This window comes from Christiangramia portivictoriae DSM 23547, assembly GCF_000423045.1.
Classification (GTDB): Bacteria; Bacteroidota; Bacteroidia; order Flavobacteriales; family Flavobacteriaceae; genus Christiangramia; species Christiangramia portivictoriae.
Genome location: NZ_AUHF01000001.1, coordinates 873,110 through 891,519, shown reverse-complemented (window position 1 = coordinate 891,519; position 18,410 = coordinate 873,110). Strand labels below are relative to the sequence as shown.

11 protein-coding genes are annotated in these 18,410 nt (G+C 39.4%); 7 read left to right on the top strand and 4 right to left on the bottom strand.

What is annotated here, in order from left to right:
• Positions 1-195 precede the first annotated feature (195 nt).
• On the top strand, positions 196-6,516 hold the full coding sequence (locus tag G529_RS0104205; RefSeq protein WP_169513774.1) for a LamG-like jellyroll fold domain-containing protein: 6,321 nt from the start codon (positions 196-198) through the stop codon (positions 6,514-6,516).
• An 8-nt stretch (positions 6,517-6,524) separates the two neighbouring features.
• On the opposite strand, the gene rsmG is transcribed toward G529_RS0104205, so the two are convergent.
• Positions 6,525-7,154, bottom strand: a complete 630-nt coding sequence (gene rsmG / locus G529_RS0104200) for a 16S rRNA (guanine(527)-N(7))-methyltransferase RsmG (RefSeq protein WP_026914355.1) — start codon at positions 7,152-7,154, stop codon at positions 6,525-6,527.
• A gap of 157 nt (positions 7,155-7,311) precedes the next feature.
• Between rsmG and G529_RS0104190 the strand changes: the two genes are divergently transcribed.
• Complete coding sequence (locus G529_RS0104190) at positions 7,312-8,499, top strand: pyridoxal phosphate-dependent aminotransferase (protein ID WP_026914354.1); 1,188 nt, start codon at positions 7,312-7,314, stop codon at positions 8,497-8,499.
• A 67-nt stretch (positions 8,500-8,566) separates the two neighbouring features.
• On the opposite strand, the gene G529_RS0104185 is transcribed toward G529_RS0104190, so the two are convergent.
• Both G529_RS0104185 and trkA read right to left on the bottom strand, forming a co-directional pair.
• A complete protein-coding gene (locus tag G529_RS0104185) occupies positions 8,567-10,063 on the bottom strand; it encodes a TrkH family potassium uptake protein (protein WP_026914353.1) in 1,497 nt (498 codons plus the stop codon).
• Complete coding sequence (gene trkA, locus G529_RS0104180; RefSeq protein WP_026914352.1) at positions 10,063-11,412, bottom strand: Trk system potassium transporter TrkA; 1,350 nt, start codon at positions 11,410-11,412, stop codon at positions 10,063-10,065. The genes G529_RS0104185 and trkA overlap by 1 nt, the downstream gene beginning before the upstream one ends.
• Before the next feature lie 131 nt (positions 11,413-11,543).
• Here trkA and ubiE point away from each other — a divergent pair, with 131 nt between their 5' ends.
• Entirely contained in the window at positions 11,544-12,272 is a 729-nt protein-coding gene (gene ubiE / locus G529_RS0104175; RefSeq protein ID WP_026914351.1) for a bifunctional demethylmenaquinone methyltransferase/2-methoxy-6-polyprenyl-1,4-benzoquinol methylase UbiE, read from the top strand.
• A 4-nt stretch (positions 12,273-12,276) separates the two neighbouring features.
• Positions 12,277-12,984, top strand: coding sequence for a type IX secretion/gliding motility protein PorT/SprT (gene porT / locus G529_RS0104170; protein WP_026914350.1), 708 nt, complete (start codon positions 12,277-12,279; stop codon positions 12,982-12,984).
• Here the strand turns inward: porT and G529_RS0104165 are convergent.
• Entirely contained in the window at positions 12,971-13,711 is a 741-nt protein-coding gene (locus G529_RS0104165) for a TrmH family RNA methyltransferase (protein ID WP_026914349.1), read from the bottom strand. The two genes, porT and G529_RS0104165, sit on opposite strands and share 14 nt — an antisense overlap.
• Positions 13,712-13,726: 15 nt before the next feature.
• Here G529_RS0104165 and tamL point away from each other — a divergent pair, with 15 nt between their 5' ends.
• From tamL to accD, 3 genes are all read left to right on the top strand, one after another.
• Entirely contained in the window at positions 13,727-16,306 is a 2,580-nt protein-coding gene (gene tamL / locus G529_RS0104160) for a translocation and assembly module lipoprotein TamL (RefSeq protein ID WP_479690665.1), read from the top strand.
• 45 nt (positions 16,307-16,351) lie between these two features.
• Positions 16,352-17,419: a class II fructose-bisphosphate aldolase gene (fbaA, locus tag G529_RS0104155; RefSeq protein ID WP_026914347.1), complete on the top strand. Its 1,068-nt coding sequence runs from the start codon at positions 16,352-16,354 to the stop codon at positions 17,417-17,419.
• A gap of 90 nt (positions 17,420-17,509) precedes the next feature.
• Positions 17,510-18,367, top strand: coding sequence for an acetyl-CoA carboxylase, carboxyltransferase subunit beta (gene accD / locus G529_RS0104150; RefSeq protein ID WP_026914346.1), 858 nt, complete (start codon positions 17,510-17,512; stop codon positions 18,365-18,367).
• Positions 18,368-18,410: the final 43 nt, after the last annotated feature.

The window sequence follows — 18,410 nt, the reverse complement described above, 5'->3', positions numbered from 1 at the left end:
TATCATTTAATTTTTACCATACACTTAACACATTTAATCGAATTTATATTACTTTTACCGATGAAAATCTAGATCGGTAACCTTATGAAGAAGTTTTATTTTGAACGCCAATTTATTGGTTTCAAGGCTTTCTATATATCATTTGTATTAATGCTACTTTTAGGCAGCCTAAATTCTAGTGCTCAAACTGTCATTTTGGAGTTAGATTCGAACGGTCAGGTTAGTCTTTCCAGTTCAGATATTGGGAACTCTATCACTAGTGGATTAGGCCTTGGGACTCTCCAATCCATCGTCTTCAGCCAGACAAACTTCGATTGTTCAGATATCGGTACCAACACAGTTAGTACTACTTTGCAAGGTGTTACTTCATCTACAACCATTAATATCACGGTTGAAGTAAAAGACAACCTACCTCCTCAGGCTAGTGTAAAAGACTTTACCTTGTATTTAGATTCCAATGGTCTAGGAAGTTTATCACCTTCAGACATCGATAACGGTTCCACCGATAATTGCACTATTGAACAATACAACGTTAGTAAATCAACTTTTGATTATTCAGATTTAGGTAATAATACTGTAGAACTAAGAATTATTGATGCAAATTCGAACACTAGCACAGCTTCTGCTACAGTAACAGTTGTGGATAATGAGCCACCAACAGTATTTACCAAGAATATTAGTGTTGAACTGGACATCGACGGAAAGGTAACAATACAACCTTCAGAAATAGACAATGGATCGACAGACAATGGCGAAATTAGCTCATACACTTTGGACCAAACTGCATTTACATGTGACGACGTTGGTTCTAATACAGTCACCCTTACGGTAATTGATGCAAGCGGTAATTCAGCCAGTGAAAATGCTACCGTAACTGTCCAGGATAATACCGCTCCCCATGCAATTGCTCAAAATATTACAGTTCAGCTGGATGCGTCAGGAAACGCTTCAATAACCGCTGCTGAAGTTGATAATGGTTCTACCGATAATTGTGGCATTCAAAACTTAAGTGTCAATAAAACAGATTTCGATTGCACCAATACCGGCGCAAACAGCGTGGTATTGACGGTAACCGATGAGAATAATAATTCCAGTACGGCCACTGCTACGGTCACCGTCGTAGATGATATCGCTCCCAACGCAATAACTCAGAATATTACAGTTCAGCTGGATGCGTCAGGAAATGTCTCAATAACTGTTAATGAAGTTGATAATGGTTCATATGATAACTGTGGCATCAAAAATTTAAGTTTAGATAAAACGAATTTTGACTGTTCCAATGTTGGTGACAACACGGTAGTTTTAACAGTTACTGATGACAGCGATAATACCAGCACTTCCAATGCTACGGTAACCGTTCAGGATAATATTATACCAGTTATAAATGCAGTATCCACTATTACTTCCGATAGTTCAATGGATAATTGTTTTGTAAGACTTACAATACCTAATCCAGGTGCAATTGATAATTGCCAGGTATCTGCCCCCATTGGAACTAGGAATGATGGTCAAAGCCTTGATGATCCATTTCCAATTGGCACTACTACAATCACCTGGAATGTTACCGATGAGCATGGACAGGTTGCAGAACCTGTATCGCAAGAAATTATTGTTGAGGATAAAACCTTGCCGGTTATTGATCATAACGGTGACAAGGATGTTTTCAATGAACCCAATACATGTGGAGCCACAGTTAATGTTGTAGCCACAGCTGAAGACAATTGTGAGGTGGGTCCTCCTGTTGGTGTTCGAGATGATGGGCTCGAACTCACAGATCCATTTCCTGTAGGTTCAACTAATATTTTCTGGAATACAACAGATGAAAATGGTAATGCCGCCATAGAAAAAGTTCAGGTTGTTACAGTCCAGGACAATGAAAACCCTTTAGTTCCAGTTCTTGAAGACATTACTGCGCAATGTTCCATAACCTTAACTCCACCCACGACGACAGATAATTGTGATGAAGAAGTTGTTGGTACTACTGGAGTCGATCTTACTATTGAAGAATCAACCACAGTTTTTTGGATCTTCACAGATTCCGCAGGAAACAGCACTACTTCCGTACCTCAGAATATCGTGATTGCTGATACGGAAGCACCTGTGCCTAACATTACCAATTTACCCAGAAAATCAATTACTGGATGTCAGATCTCAAGTATTGATGAACTGGATATTCCTACTGCTACAGATGCTTGTGATGGAACTATTACGGGGACTCTTGGGAGTGACTTCGAGTTCCCATATTCCTTTTACGGAATTAATACTATTTTCTGGGAATTTGAAGATGAATCTGGAAATATCTTCATTCAAGAACAGGAAATTCAGCTAAATCCAACTGCCATTGATGGTGGTACTTTATCAGGTAATTTTGAAGGCACAGCCTTTCCTGAACAGATCGATATCTCCTCTTGTGGAACTCAAATTTCTGTTGATCTAAGTTTAAGTGGTAAAACTGGAAATATCATTCAATGGGAAAAATTTGCTGTCAATGAAGGTTATTGGGAAATAATCAATACTACTGCAACAAATTATACTGCAAACTTTTCTGCAGGTGCATTTGAATCTACTTATTTTAGAGTACTGGTAAAAAACGGGACATGCTCTGAATATTCCAATAGCTATTTCGTACGAGCTCTTCCTGCCGGTGACGCGCCTACTGTGACTAATCTTGATGACCCACAAAAATATTGCCTGGGAGATCCAGTGAGCCTAATCGCTGAAAGTAATTATTTGGCAACCCAGCCAGCAATTCCTGCTGAGTCACCAGGAGATTTTAATCAGGGGCAATTAAACACACAGGATCCCGATGGATGGTTGACAGATGGAGCACCAGGTGGTTTCACTGCCGGCGGGAATTCAAAAAAAGTTAGAAACTGGTCTGGTACAAATGATCATAAGTTTGGAGATATCACTTATGATGGTGGTGATAAAAAATTTGCAATTGCACAGGGCGATTTTTACGAGACCGATAAAAAAGGAAATCCTGTCTACGACGGTAATAATCCCACAACTTTGGAAACTCCAATTCTTGATCTCAGTAATGCCGCTTCTGCAAGTTTGGATTTTGATCAGGCTTTTTATTTTGCCAATAATGATGTTGCTGTGATTGAAATCTCTACAGATGGTGGTAATACCTATTCTAACTTGAGAGTAATGCACGCTGCCGGGTCAGGCGTTTTGCAGTGGCTTACTGCTGGAACAGCCGAATCTACAGATGGTTCCAATGCCACAAATTATAATTTTAGTACAGATAATACCTCTATATCGCTAGACGATTATATTGGTGAAAGCCGAGTAAGAATTCGCTGGTCTTTCACCGGTACCAGTGATAAAAGTGTTTGGGCGATGGATAACATTTTTGTTAATAATGAAGTCCCTGTAGATACTGAACTGGAATGGACTGTTGGTATTGGTAACCCGGATGAGTCTCCCATAGAACAGGGACAAACCAGTATCGCTATTAATTTTACTCCTCAATCTCCAGGTGTTCACGAATATGGTGCTACTGCCTTAATAAATGGTTGTAGAACTTATGATGAAGAAGGTACAGATTTAGTCACTATTCCCGTAACGTATTCCTACGCGGGAGAGGATATAATATATACAGACGAGCAATGTGGCCAGAACATAGTGCAATTGAATGCTTATGACAACAGTCTTTCGGCTAACCAAAACTTTCAAAAACAAGCATACCCTACAAAACCAGAAAATTGCCTGACCTGTGATGCACCAGGAACCCAGGAGATTGGCACCTGGTCCTGGAGTGGAAATTCACCTGGTTGTCAAGCCCCAGAATTTTCAGACGTTAACGACCCTAATGCAACTTTTAGCGCTGGACCTGGTACTTATACCTTAACCTGGACCGTTGATGGTTGTAGCGACGAAATGATTGTCACTATTAGCAATTGTGAAACTGTTAATTTTGATGGTGAAAATGATCATGTCGATTTTGGGAATAATTATAATCTTGGTGGAAACTTTAGCCTTGAAGTTTGGGTAAAGCCAGAAACTCTTTCAGGAAAGCATACTATTTTTTCTAAACGAGATGGTGATTATTCAGGTTCTGCTCATGGATATGACTTAAGGATCACCAACAAAATTGTCTCATTTAATTGGGATAAAAATGGGTCTATTTCTTCTCCTCATAGAATCACCGACAATAGCAGGTGGTACCATATTGCACTCACACATACAAGTACTGGCGAATATCGTCTATACATAGATGGCTTGCTTATGAAGAACACTGGTGGGCCTGCTCCAAATGCAAACAATTATCGAGCGATATTAGGAGCTACGGATGTGGAAAACTCATTAGAAACCAGAGATTTTTACCACGGCTGGATGGAAGAGTTGAGAATTTGGAATGTTGCTTTAACACAAGACCAGATTAAATTAATGATGAACCAGCACATCACAAAAGGCACGAATGCCGAACTTATTGGTGAAGTCATTCCAGTTGCTACTGGATTGAACTGGACTAACCTTGAGGCGTACTACCGAATGGATAATATAAGCTGTGGAAACCTTGACGCCTATACCCTTGATGGCTCTACGTTTAAAGGTCATTCTGGAAAACTATTAAACATCACAACACCGCAGCAAACTACTGCCCCGCTACCTTACGAATCAAACAATAACGGTAACTGGGACAATATGAACACATGGCTTTATCCAGATGTATGGGATGCGCCAAACTCAAAAGGTATCAATGATCAATTGATCAACTGGAATATCGTTGTTGCCAGACATGACATTACAAATTCCACGAGAAATATCAACTTACTTGGTTTAGTATCTCAAAGTGGTACCATTGAATTTGAGGGTACAACGAACACGAATAGTGGTAAAGGTACTGGGAATGGACTATTGGTGTCCCGTTATCTAAGACTGGATGGTGTGATAGACCTTAACGGAGAATCACAATTAATACAGCCAGAGGGTAGTATTATCGCTCCGGAAAGTTCTGGAAACCTACAAATTGATCAGCAGGGAAAGGCAAATAGCTTTAATTACAATTACTGGACTTCTCCTGTATCTAACATCGACACCCCAAATTTAAACGGTGGTTTTAGTTTAAATTCTGTATTATATAATGGAGCGAACCCATTTATTTTTCGGGCCAGTTTTGATGCCGGAGACTGGAGTGATACGGTTTTGAGCTCATACTGGTTATACACATTTAGCGGAGATGCTGATGACTATTTTACCTGGTTGCAATTCGATGAAACCTTTAAACTGGAACCTGGAATTGGTTATAGTATGAAAGGAACCTCAGGTGCTGCAGCTTTAGATGTTCACCAGAACTATACCTTCCGTGGGATGCCAAATAATGGAGATATTTCTGTAACGGTTGGTGAGGATCAAAATTTGCTAACTGGAAATCCTTATCCTTCAGCAATAGATTCTGAACAATTTATTGAAGAAAACGCAATTCAACAACAAAACTTCAATGGAACGCTATATTTCTGGGATCATTTTGGTAAGATCGACAGTCATTATCTGGAAGAATATGTAGGTGGTTATGCAGTATTAAATAAATCTGGTTCGGTATCCTCAGCCAGTTCCATTGATTCAAGAATTCAAACGGAGACAGACCTGCGAGGTTCAAAAAAACCAGGAAGATATATTCCTGTTGGTCAGGGCTTTTTTATAAATACTCAGGGAGCATCAAATCCTCAACAAATTACCTTTAAGAACAAATACCGTGTATTTGTCCCTGAAAGTTCAGGAGACTCACAATTCCATTCTCAGGAAGACGATCCTAAAAAATCGGATGAAAATAATTATGAAAAAGATACCAGGCATAAAATCAGACTAAAACTGGAATCTCCAAAGGGCTATCATCGCCAGATCCTGGCCACCGCAGATGTGAATACCACCGATGGTTTTGATCTTGGTTACGACGCGCCGCTTATCGAGAACAATGTAGAAGATCTGTACTGGATGATCGATGATTCTGAATTCGTTATTCAGGGTGTTCCAGACTTCAATAAAGCACGCGTATTACCAATAGGATTTAAGATTGCTGAAGCAGGTGAGTTTACCATCAAGATCGACGAACTCGAAAATATTCAGAATGATATCGATATCTTTCTTTATGATACGGAACTCGAAGAATATCATGACCTAATGAAGTCTGATTACAAGGTGACTACCGATAGCGTAGGTATTTTTAATGAAAAATACCAGATCGTTTTTCAGAAGATAGCAGAGGAAACTTCAGAAGAAGTTGTTGAGGAGAAACCTGAAGTAATCGAGGAAGAAGGGCCGGAGTTTCTGGATATGAGATATCTGCGCCAGACCGATGAGATCGCGTTGTACAATCCAGACCTTCAGAATATAGATTTCGTTGAGCTTTACAGTGTTTCTGGACAAAAGATCATGACCTTCAGGGAAATTCCTACTGAAGAGTCCATCAGTCTTCGAATTCAGCAAAAATTGAGTTCTGCAGTCTATATTGTTAAGATCTATGTTGGTGATAAGAGCTATTCCAAAAAGGTGATCATTACTAAGTAAACTGGCGCTTAGCCTTTATACTTCATTGGTAAATAGACCACTTTTTTAGTATCGTAGAATTCTTCTTCAAAATAATCGGATAGCTCAAAGATCTGGGCTGTCCGGTAATCCTGTAGTTCTTCTGAAAGATCACCACCTTTTAGATATAAAATTCCGTTCCTGAAATCGTGCCTGCTCTCCTTCGCGATCTTCCCTTTTACCCAGCGAACGAACGTAGGCATCACTGCCACTGCTCTGCTCACGATAAAATCATACTGCCCTTGCAGTTCCTCGACCCGTTGATTATAAGTAGTGACGTTCTCAAGCCCCAAACCTTCTGAAACTTCGTCCACTACCTTAATTTTTTTACCAATGGAGTCCACAAGGTCAAATTTAGATTCCGGATGGAGGATCGCTAAAGGAATTCCTGGAAAACCACCACCGGTTCCAACATCAAGAATCCTGGAACCTGGAAGAAATGATTGAACCTTTGATATTCCCAAAGAATGCAGCACGTGACGCATGTATAATTCGTCGATATCTTTCCTGGAAACCACATTGATCTTAAGGTTCCAGTCTTTATATAATTCTTCTAATTTGTCAAACTTCTGAAGTTGATCATCAGTTAGATTTGGGAAATATTTCTTTATTAGTTCCAAAGCATTCAATTTTCAGCAAAAATAGGCATTTTTTTATGTCCATTTTTTCTGAATAAACAGTAGCTGAAATTTATAATATTATAACTTTGAATTGTTTCCGAAGCAAATGCCATATCATTAAAAAGAAGCATTTTCAGAATCAATAAAATTTAAAGACATGCAGGAAAAACTATCGAACCGAATAAATGCGATGGCAACATCACAAACGCTTGCAATGGCCGCGAAAGCCAGAGAATTAAAAGCTGAAGGTAAGGATATCATTGGATTAAGCCTGGGAGAGCCAGATTTTAATACTCCAGATTTTATAAAGGAAGCGGCAATACAGGCTATCAATGATAATTACAATTCCTATACGCCGGTTGATGGGTATGTTGAACTAAAAGATGCGATCATTACAAAATTTAAAAGAGATAATGATCTCACTTATGATCGCTCCCAAATTGTGGTTTCTACTGGTGCCAAACAATCCCTGGCCAATGTAGCCATGGTGGTATTAAATCCTGGAGACGAGGTGCTTCTGCCCTGCCCTTACTGGGTGAGTTATGCTGAAATTGTGAAACTTGCAGAAGGTGTTCCTGTTGAAGTTCCCACCAGCGTGGAAACCGACTTTAAGATCACTCCAGAGCAACTGGAAGCTTCTATTACTCCAAAGACCAAAATGATCTGGTATAGTTCTCCCTGTAATCCAAGTGGAATGGTCTATAGCAAGGAAGAGTTGAGAGCGCTTGCAGATGTACTTAAAAAATATCCCGATATCGTGGTGGTAAGTGACGAGATCTACGAACATATTAATTTTGTAGGTGATCACGCTTCCATGGCTCAGTTTGAAGACATGTATGATCGTACCGTCACAGTAAATGGTGTTTCAAAAGCATTTGCTATGACGGGTTGGAGAATTGGATATATTGGAGCTCCGGCATACATCGCGAGAGCCTGCAATAAAATGCAGGGACAAATTACCAGCGGTGCGAATTGTATTGCACAACGTGCTGTGATCACTGCCCTGGAAGCTCCGGTAAGCAAGATTAGTCACATGATCGATACATTTAAATCCAGAAGAAAACTGATCATAGATCACCTGAATGAGATCGACGGATTTGTTACTACCGAACCTCAAGGAGCGTTTTATGTGTTTCCTAATATCTCTGCCTTCTTCGGAAAGACGATTCATGGCACTAAAATTGAAAATGCCAGCGACTTTTCCATGTTATTACTGGAAAAAGCGAATGTTGCCACTGTAACTGGTGAAGCTTTTGGAAATCCTGACTGTATTCGAATTTCATACGCGGCGAGTGAAAGTCAGATCGAAGAAGCTATTAAAAGAATAAAAGAAGTTCTGTCATAAGTGCTGAACTTCTAGTTAACAAAAAAACCGGCCTCGGCCGGTTTTTTTGTTTTGTTTATCCTTCAGATTATCGATTACGCCAGAAGAAAGGCGTTAATATAATTAGCACTGTAAATAATTCCAGTCTGCCTATCAGCATCAAGAAAGCAGACCACCATTTTCCGAAGTTTGAAAGTATATCAAAATTGTTAACGGGACTTAAGCCTCCAAAGGCAGGACCTATATTTCCAAGTGATGATGCTGCACCCCCAATGGCTGTTTGAAAATCCAGCCCCATTCCTGCGAAAACTACTGCTCCAATGATAAAGGAGAGCATATACAATATAAAAAAGCCCAAAATATTAAAAACGATCTCTTTGCTGATCGACTTTCCATTGAATCGTACCGGAAGAATCGCATTGGGATGCAAGGTTCTTTTAAATTCTATAATTCCATTCTTGATCATGATGATATGACGCATCACCTTGACTCCACCCGCGGTACTCCCTGCGGAACCACCTAAAAAGAACAATCCAAAATAGAGAATCGTTAGAAATGGTGTCCACATGGTATAGTCTGCAGAAACAAACCCCGTAGTGGTAATTACAGTGAGGACCTGAAAAAGAGAATGTCTGAAAGCGCTTTCTGTCTCACCCCATACCATAGGATGCTCAATACTGGATATCGCAACATCTGCCTGGAAATAGACAACCAATGCTGAAATAGCTGTAAATCCAAAGATGAAATACATGTACCACTTGAACTCATCATCATGTAATATTTTTTGCACCTGCCCTTTAAAAGCGAAATAACTCAATACAAAGTTGCTACCTGCCAGTAACATAAAAAGGATAATAATATATTGTATAACCGGATTATCGTTCCAGTAAGCCAGACTGGCGTTTTTTGTAGAAAACCCTCCTGTAGATAAGGTACTAAAAGCGTGATTAATGGCGTCAAAAAATGTCATTCCAGCTACCCACAATAGAATAGTTTCGGCTACTGTATAGGAAACATAGATAAGCCAGAGTCGTTTGGCGGTATCAGTAATTCGAGGTTTTAATTTATCGGCACTCGGGCCGGGAGATTCCGCAGAAAATAGCTGCATCCCACCAATTCCTAGCAAAGGGAGAATTGCGATTGCTAATACAATAATTCCCATCCCACCAATCCAGTGCGTTAGGCTTCTCCAGAATAGAATGCCTTTTGGAATCGCTTCAATATCGTTAAGTATAGATGCACCAGTCGTAGTATACCCCGACATAGTTTCAAAGAATGCATTTGTAAAGTCTGGTATGGACTCACTGATGAGGTAAGGCAGACTGCCACTCAGTGCCATAAAGATCCACCCAAAAGTAACAATGATATATCCCTCTCTTTTTTTCACTTCTTTGCTATGCCCCCGAGTAGTGAACATGAGCAAGGTCCCAACAAACAATGTTACGAGCGCAGCGGTTGAAATCTCAAGGGTAACCCCGTCATCATAAACATAACTTACCAGGGTTGCAAGAAGCATAAAGCCGCCATTACACAGCAGCAATAATCCCATTACATGAAGAATTATCTGGTAATTCAATCTGGGCATTATAGGAAAAGTTTTTCTACTTTGTTAATAGATCTTGGTAAACAGCAAACTACAATTCTATCACCAGGTTTAATTAAAAAATCGCCTAACGCGATCAAACCTTTACCATCCCGAATAATACCTCCAATAATCGCCGAACGTGGGAAATCCAGGTCTTTGATCTTCTTGTTGGAAACCTGGGAATTCGGTTTAACGATAAACTCCAGGAGTTCAGCATTCATATTATTCAGTTTGGTCATGGCCACAACCTCACCTTTTCTTACGTAACGGAAAATATTATTTGCCGCCAGTAGTTTTTTATTTATCAGCGTATCGATACCGATGGAATGACTTAGCTGAAAATAATCCATATTTTCAACCAAAGAGATGGTTTTTTTGACACTCTTCGATTTAGCCACAAGGCAGGACATGATATTTGTTTCCGAATTTCCGGTTACAGCGATAAATGCGTCCATATCATGTATATTCTCTTCTTCGAGCAATTCAACATTTCTACCGTCACCATTGATGATCAACACATCAGGAAGCTCATCTGCCAGTTCGTATGCCTTATCCCTGTCTTTTTCGACCAGCTTGACATTGAAATTGTTGCGACATAGATCCTGAGCAGTTTTTCTTCCGATCTTGCTGCCACCAAGGACCATGACATTCTTAATGTCCTGTCGAACTTTACCCGTAAGCTTGTATAATTCTTCCACTCCGTTTTTCAGAGTGATAAAATATACCTGGTCACCATCCTTAAACTGTGTATCTCCTCTGGGAATTAAGGTATACTGAGTTCCAAATCTCTGAATGGCGATTGGAACAAAGTTCAATTCTGGAAATATCTTCGCTGCTTCTTTTACAGTTTTTCCCACGAAGGTTGCAGTTCTTGACAAGCTCACACCAATCATGGTCAATGCTCCTTCTTCAAATTCGTAACTATCGTTGAAAGCAGATTGATTCAGCAGCAATTCAATTTCACGGGATGCAAGAGCTTCCGGAGAAATGAGTTCGTCTATTCCAAAACGGGTAAACCCAAGTTCCCCCTGATTCTCGAGATATTCTGTATTCGAAATTCTAGCAATTGTTCTTTTAGCTCCAAGCTGCTTTGCCAAAACACATACGGTAATATTGGTCGCCTCGCTCGAGGTTACACTAATAACCATATCTGTGTGTTTTACCTGAGCATCTTTTAATACTCTGATAGAACCAGCATCGCCTTTAATAGTCCTTATATCCAGGTGAGTGTCTGCGTAGGCCAGATTATCTCTATTGGGGTCAATTAGCGTAATATCCTGAGATTCAAAGGAGAGTAATTTAGCTAAATGAAATCCTACTTCACCTGCACCGGCGATAATTATTTTCATATAACAGCTTCAAATTGTGAAAGCAAAGTTAAGTTATTTTGCATAAAGGAAAAATCTCTTTTGAAAGATAAATAATCGGCGAATATCCTTTATTTTCCACATATCAGTTATCTTTGAAGCAAATTTCACCTATGAGTAAGAAAGTTACTCCATACAAAGACTCGCAGCTTACAAAGAAAAAGCAGGTTGAACAGATGTTTGATAATATATCTGGCAACTATGACGGGCTGAACCGAGTTATTTCAATGGGAACCGATGTGAGCTGGCGAAAAAAGGTGGTAGCTGCAGTAGCAGCAACCAATCCAGAGAGTATTCTTGATATTGCAACTGGTACAGGAGATCTTGCTATTCAGATGGCAAATACCGGAGCGAGCCGGATAGTTGGCCTGGATCTGTCTGAAGGAATGCTAAGCGTTGGCAGAAAAAAGATCGCCGCCAAAAATCTGAGTATTGATATTGAAATGGTTCAGGGCGATTCTGAAAATTTACCTTTTGAAGACAGAAGCTTTGATGCAATCACTGTGGCGTTTGGTGTTCGAAATTTTGAAAACCTGGATCTCGGACTCTCGGAAATATTTCGAGTCCTGAAGCCCGGTGGAATTTTTGTGGTGCTGGAAACTTCAGTTCCTACTAGATTTCCGTTTAAACAAGGCTATAAGATCTATTCATCCATGATCTTACCGGCTATAGGAAAGTTGTTTTCAAAGGATAAGGATGCCTACTCTTATCTGAGCGAAAGTGCGGCCAGTTTTCCCTACGGTAAAAAGTTCAACAATATTTTATCGAAAACCGGGTTTACTAATGTGAGGGACCTACCTCAAACTATGGGAGTCTCAACTATATATATTGCTTCAAAGTAGATACATGAAGAAACTTTTTGCCTTTGCCCTTTTTCTACTCATCTCAAATGCCTCTTTCGCCCAGTTATTCTCGGGTGAGAGCATAGAAAATCAACCTAATGTTGATACCAAACGCTGGTCGTGGGGTTATTTTCTGGGCTTCAACAGTTATGATTTCGACTTCGATTATATCGATTACAATCCAAGTACTGTCACAGGCAAAGACTACCTGGTTGAAACGCGTACGGGCTTTAATGTTGGACTTATTGGTAATTTAAAACTGAATGATCACTTTGATCTTAGGTTTGAACCTGGAGTTAATTTTAACACTAGAGGATTTCAATTATATAGTGCAGATATCAATACATTCAGGGAAATCAATTCCACGTATGTCCATCTACCCTTACTTCTCAAATTTAATGCAAAGAGACTGAACAATTTTAGGCCTTTCGTTGTTGGCGGATTAAGCACTTCAATTAATTTAAGCAGCAATGAGGGTAATCCAGATGATATTACCGCAGGCCAATTTAGAATGACGACGAACTCTTTTTATTACGAATTTGGCTTCGGGATAGATATGTACCTTTACTATTTTAAATTCACCCCTTCTATTCGAGGAGTTTTTGCCATCAATGATGAATTAATTCGAGATGAAGATCCCAACAGTTTATATACGGGTAATGTAGATTCCATGTCATCGAGGGCAATATTCATTAACTTCACTTTCCAATAAACTCCTGCCTTCTGAATTCGGCAAGTGTAATAGCCGTTGCCGTTGCCACATTAAGACTTTCAGTATTCTTCTCTTTCCCGTATTGAGGAATACTAATTTTATGGTTTATAACTTTTTGAACTTCAGAAGAAATTCCATTTGCCTCGTTTCCGAAGATAATAAATCCTTCAGATTCCAGCTTAGTTCGATAGATATCAGATCCCTCAAGAAGCGTCCCATACACTGGAACTGATTGACTTTCAGAAATAAATTTGAGCAGATCTACATACACCATGTTGATGCGAGATAAGGAACCCATACTTGCCTGTACCACCTTGTTATTGTAACAATCCACTGTATCTCTGGAACAAATAAGATCTGAAATCCCAAACCAGTCACAAAGCCTGATGATCGTTCCTAAATTACCGGGATCCCTCACACCATCCAGAACCACTTTTAACCCGTTTTCTGAAATTGGTACTTCATCTGGCATTCTAAAAACTGCCAGGTATTCTGGAGCAGTAGTCAGGGAACTCATTTTCGACAGTTCGGCTGAGCTTGCTTCATAAAAATTTCGATGATCCACCAGCGCTAAAATTTCAGGACCAAATAAAGCATACAGTTGAAAATCAGAACTTAAAAATTCTTTTACGCCTTTGATTCCTTCAACAATAAATAGCCTTTCCCGTAGCCTGTGCTTTTTTTGAGAAAGACTTTTTATTAACTTAATCTGGCTTTTGCTTACCATCCAAAAAATGTATTTTTGAGCCCTAATCGATTATACTTGACAAGGCTTTTCGCAAAAATATTATTATTTTTTTTAACGACTATTCTAATACTTAGCTGTAATGCGGTAAAAAGATTGGAAGCCGATGAAAATTTACTGGTGAAGAATGAAATCTTTGCGAACAACGAATTAATAAAGGATTCACGGATTAAAAATCAGCTTTATCAAAAGCCGAATACTAGACTACTAGGTTTTCCTTTAAGACTTCATTTTTATAATCTGGCACGTCCCGAAATTGACAGCATTCTTACTGAAAAATTCCTGGAGAATGAAAGCAGACGAAAACGTCTGACTGCCATTTTATCGAAAAAGCAATTCGACCAGTATATTTATTCCAAAAAAGAATTTAATCAATGGATCAAAAGAACTGGGGAAGCGCCTGTTGTCTTGAGTAAGGAACAGGCCGATAAATCTATAAACCGACTAAAATCATGGTACTGGAACAATGGCTGGTTCAATGTAGAAGCAGATTACAAGGTGTTGCCTCTAGAAAATAAAGATAAGCGGGCCAAAGTAGAGTACTATGTCAAACCTGGACAGCCTTATACCCTGGACTCACTAACTACCGAAATTGCCTCGCCAGCTCTGGACAGTCTCTATCAATCTAATAAGACTGAAAGTGAAATTGTTGCCGGCTCACAGTACAACACCCTGGATTTTAATGAAGAAAGAGATAGATTATCAGACCTCTTCAGAAACAATGGGGTTTATAATTTTGACCAGGAATATATTAGTTTTGATGCAGATACGGTAGATACCAACCACAAGCTAAACACTACTCTCATCATCAAAAATGAGCGAAACAATATTGGAGATAGTATTACCAGAACGCCTTTTAAGATCCATAAAATTAGCAAAGTAAAGATCTTCACAGATTATAGTTTTGCCAATCGAAATATGCCCATTGTAGACAGTGCAACCTATCGACGTTATGAGCTGTTTAGTTTTGATGAAATGCGCTATAAACCCGAAGCGGTCACCGATGCTGTTTTCATAAGACCCGGCATGATCTATCGTGATCTGGACAGGACGAGAACTTACAACCGGCTTAATTCTTTACGTGTTTTCAAGTATCCTAATATTCAATATACTCCAGATCCTTCAGACAGCACCAACACCAAATTGATCTCTAATATTTTTCTTAGTCCGCTTCCAAAGTATTCACTGGGTTTTGACTTCGATGTTTCCCAAAGTAATATTCAGAAATTCGGAATTGGTTTTGGAGGTTCGTTTCTCATCAGGAACATTTTTGGCGGACTGGAAAACCTGGAATTATCTGGACGAGGAAGTATAGCGTCATCAACAGATGCAGCTGCTAGCGCTGATAAAGACCGGTTTTTTGATATTACCGAAGTAGGTGCAGATTTGAAACTGACTCTTCCAAGGATATTTCTGCCCATTGATACTGAAAGACTTATTAAGAAATATATGGCCCCGTTTACCAGTATGAGCCTCGGATTTAGTTCTCAGAGAAATATTGGTCTAGATAAACAGACTTTCTCAGGGATTTTGAACTACAACTGGAACCCGTCCAAACAGCTCACCAATAGCCTGGATCTGCTCAATATACAGTACGTTCGAAATTTGAATACTGAAAACTATTTCAATGTCTACCGCAATTCATTTGAAGAATTGAATTCCATTGCACAGCGAAGTAATTTCGATTTCATTTCACCCGGAAGTGACCTGCAAATCCCAGATGAGGCCGATGGGTTTATAGACTATGTCATCAACGAAGACAGAACCAACACGGGACTTGAAAATGAGGACTATTTGAATACGCTGGATATATACGAGCGTAAGCTGAGACTCACTCAAAATAACCTTATTTTTGCTTCCAGCTACACCTATCTCTGGAATACCCGGGAGAACCTTTATGACAGGGAATTTTCCCGATTCAGGTTCAAACTGGAAACTGCAGGGAATGTTTTATCTGCCCTTTCCAATGTTTTTAACTATCCTGTAAACGACCAGGGTAATGAGAAAGTTCTTGGGGTGGCTTATTCACAGTATGTAAAAACCGAACTGGATTTTATAAAACACTGGGATCTCGGGAATGACCAGATCTTTGCTGTGAGAGCATTTGGAGGGATTGCTATTCCATATGGGAATGCGAATGATATTCCAATTACTAAGACTTTTTTCGCCGGAGGCCCCAACGACAATCGTGCATGGCAAGCCTATGATCTTGGACCTGGTAGCAGCGGTAGCATTCTGGAATTTAATGAAGCTAATCTTAAACTGGCCTTCAATGGCGAATATCGCTTCGGAATCTTTGACCAGTTCAAAGGCGCGTTGTTTGTGGATGTTGGAAATATCTGGAACGTTCTTGACTCCAGAACTTCAGAAGATGTGGTTTTTGAACAATTTTCAGACCTGGAAGAATTAGCTGTTGGAAGTGGTTTTGGTCTTCGGTATGACTTTAACTTTTTTGTCCTTAGATTCGATATCGGCTTTAAAACTCACGATCCAGGACAACCGGTAGAAAGCAGATGGTTTCAGGAGTATAATTTTAACCATGCTGTTTATAACGTAGGAATCAATTATCCTTTCTAAGCCAGTTTATTTTCTTATTTTTGTGAACATAATCAACTAATAGTTATGAGTCACAATATCAAACCGGGCGTTGCCACTGGAAAAGAAGTTCAGGAGATTTTTAATTACGCGAAAGAGAAAGGCTTTGCTCTTCCTGCTGTTAACGTAATTGGATCAAGTAGTGTGAACGCTGTTCTGGAAACTGCTGCTGAATTAAATTCCCCTGTTATTATTCAATTTTCTAATGGAGGCGCACAATTCAATGCTGGGAAAGGATTGTCGAATGAGGGAGAGCAGGCTGCCATAGCCGGAGGAGTTGCTGGAGCCAAGCACGTACATGAAATGGCGAAGCTTTATGGCGTACCAGTGATCATGCATACAGATCACTGTGCTAAGAAACTACTTCCGTGGATCGACGGACTTTTAGATGCCAGTGAAAAGCACTACGAACAGTTTGGTAAACCTCTATACAGTTCTCATATGATAGATCTTTCCGAAGAACCTTTGGAAGAGAATATGGAGATTTGTAAAAGATATCTGGAGAGAATGTCCAAAATGGGTATGACCCTGGAGATAGAACTTGGAATTACAGGCGGTGAGGAAGACGGTGTGGACAATTCTGATGTTGATGCTTCCAAACTTTACACTCAGCCAGAAGAAGTTGCTTATGCATACGAAGAATTAAGCAAAGTAAGTGATCAATTCACAATCGCAGCTGCTTTTGGAAATGTGCATGGAGTTTACAAACCTGGAAATGTGAAACTGACTCCAAAGATCCTTAAGAATTCGCAGGAATACATTACCAAAAAATATAACGTAGAAGAAAATCATATCGATTTCGTTTTCCATGGAGGTAGCGGTTCCACGGTGGAAGAAATTCGTGAAGCTATTGGATATGGTGTAATCAAGATGAATATTGATACAGATTTACAATACGCCTATATGGAAGGAATTCGTGACTATATGGGATCTAAAAAAGATTACCTGGCTGCGCAAATTGGAAATCCTGACGGTGAAGATGTTCCTAACAAGAAATATTACGATCCTCGTAAATGGGTGAGAGAAGGTGAGTTGACTTTCAAAACACGTTTGAAGAAAGCTTTTGAAGACCTGAATAACGTAAATACATTATAAATAATTTTTTAAAACAGTCTTTTTCTTCGGAATCAGACTGTTTTTTATTGCCATAAATTTGACAACCCTGACGATTAAAATTTGAAAGAAATGGCTTGGTTTAAAAGAACACAAAAAGGGATTCAAACTCCTACTGAAGATAAGAAAGATGTCCCAAAAGGCTTATGGTACAAGTCTCCTACCGGGAAGATTGTAGATGCTGAACAATTGGAAAGCAATTTTTACGTGAGTCCGGAAGATGGATACCACGTTAGAATTGGAAGTAACGAATACTTCAAAATCCTTTTTGATGATAACAATTTTAAGGAACTGGATAAAAATGTGACCTCGAAGGATCCTCTTACATTTGAGGATACTAAGAAATATACAGACAGACTTAAAGCAGCCCAGGAAAAAACCGGTTTAAAAGACGCTGTGAGAACGGCAGTTGGAAAATCCAAGGGAAAAGAGCTGGTAATTGCCTGTATGGATTTTAAATTTATTGGGGGCTCCATGGGTTCTGTGGTAGGTGAAAAAATTGCCCGAGCTGCAGACTATGCGCTTCAGCACAGGATTCCTTTTATGATCATTTCCAAATCTGGAGGTGCCAGAATGCAGGAAGCCGCACTTTCATTGATGCAACTTGCCAAAACTTCTGTGAAGTTAGCGCAACTGGCGAATGCAAAAATCCCATATATATCTCTGGCTACAGATCCTACAACTGGAGGTACTACGGCGAGTTTCGCTATGTTAGGAGATATTAATATTTCTGAACCAGGTGCCTTAATAGGATTTGCCGGACCAAGAGTTGTAAAAGATACGACTGGTAAAGATCTTCCAAAAGATTTCCAGACTTCAGAATTCCTGAAAGAAAAAGGCTTTTTAGACTTTATTACACATAGGTCTGAATTGAAGAACAAAGTAAATTTATACCTTGATCTAATTCAGAATCAACCAGTAAGAAGATAGAATTTTCAAAATAGAACGCATAAAAAAAGACCTGATATCAGGT

What these genes read in the sequence shown, in the direction of transcription:
- G529_RS0104190 (WP_026914354.1), top strand. Translation starts at nt 7,312, where the DNA reads ATGCAGGAAAAACTATCGAACCGAATAAATGCGATGGCAACATCACAA.
- G529_RS0104185 (WP_026914353.1), bottom strand. Translation starts at nt 10,063, where the DNA reads ATGCCCAGATTGAATTACCAGATAATTCTTCATGTAATGGGATTATTG.
- trkA (WP_026914352.1), bottom strand. Translation starts at nt 11,412, where the DNA reads ATGAAAATAATTATCGCCGGTGCAGGTGAAGTAGGATTTCATTTAGCT.
- ubiE (WP_026914351.1), top strand. Translation starts at nt 11,544, where the DNA reads ATGAGTAAGAAAGTTACTCCATACAAAGACTCGCAGCTTACAAAGAAA.
- porT (WP_026914350.1), top strand. Translation starts at nt 12,277, where the DNA reads ATGAAGAAACTTTTTGCCTTTGCCCTTTTTCTACTCATCTCAAATGCC.
- G529_RS0104165 (WP_026914349.1), bottom strand. Translation starts at nt 13,711, where the DNA reads ATGGTAAGCAAAAGCCAGATTAAGTTAATAAAAAGTCTTTCTCAAAAA.
- fbaA (WP_026914347.1), top strand. Translation starts at nt 16,352, where the DNA reads ATGAGTCACAATATCAAACCGGGCGTTGCCACTGGAAAAGAAGTTCAG.
- accD (WP_026914346.1), top strand. Translation starts at nt 17,510, where the DNA reads ATGGCTTGGTTTAAAAGAACACAAAAAGGGATTCAAACTCCTACTGAA.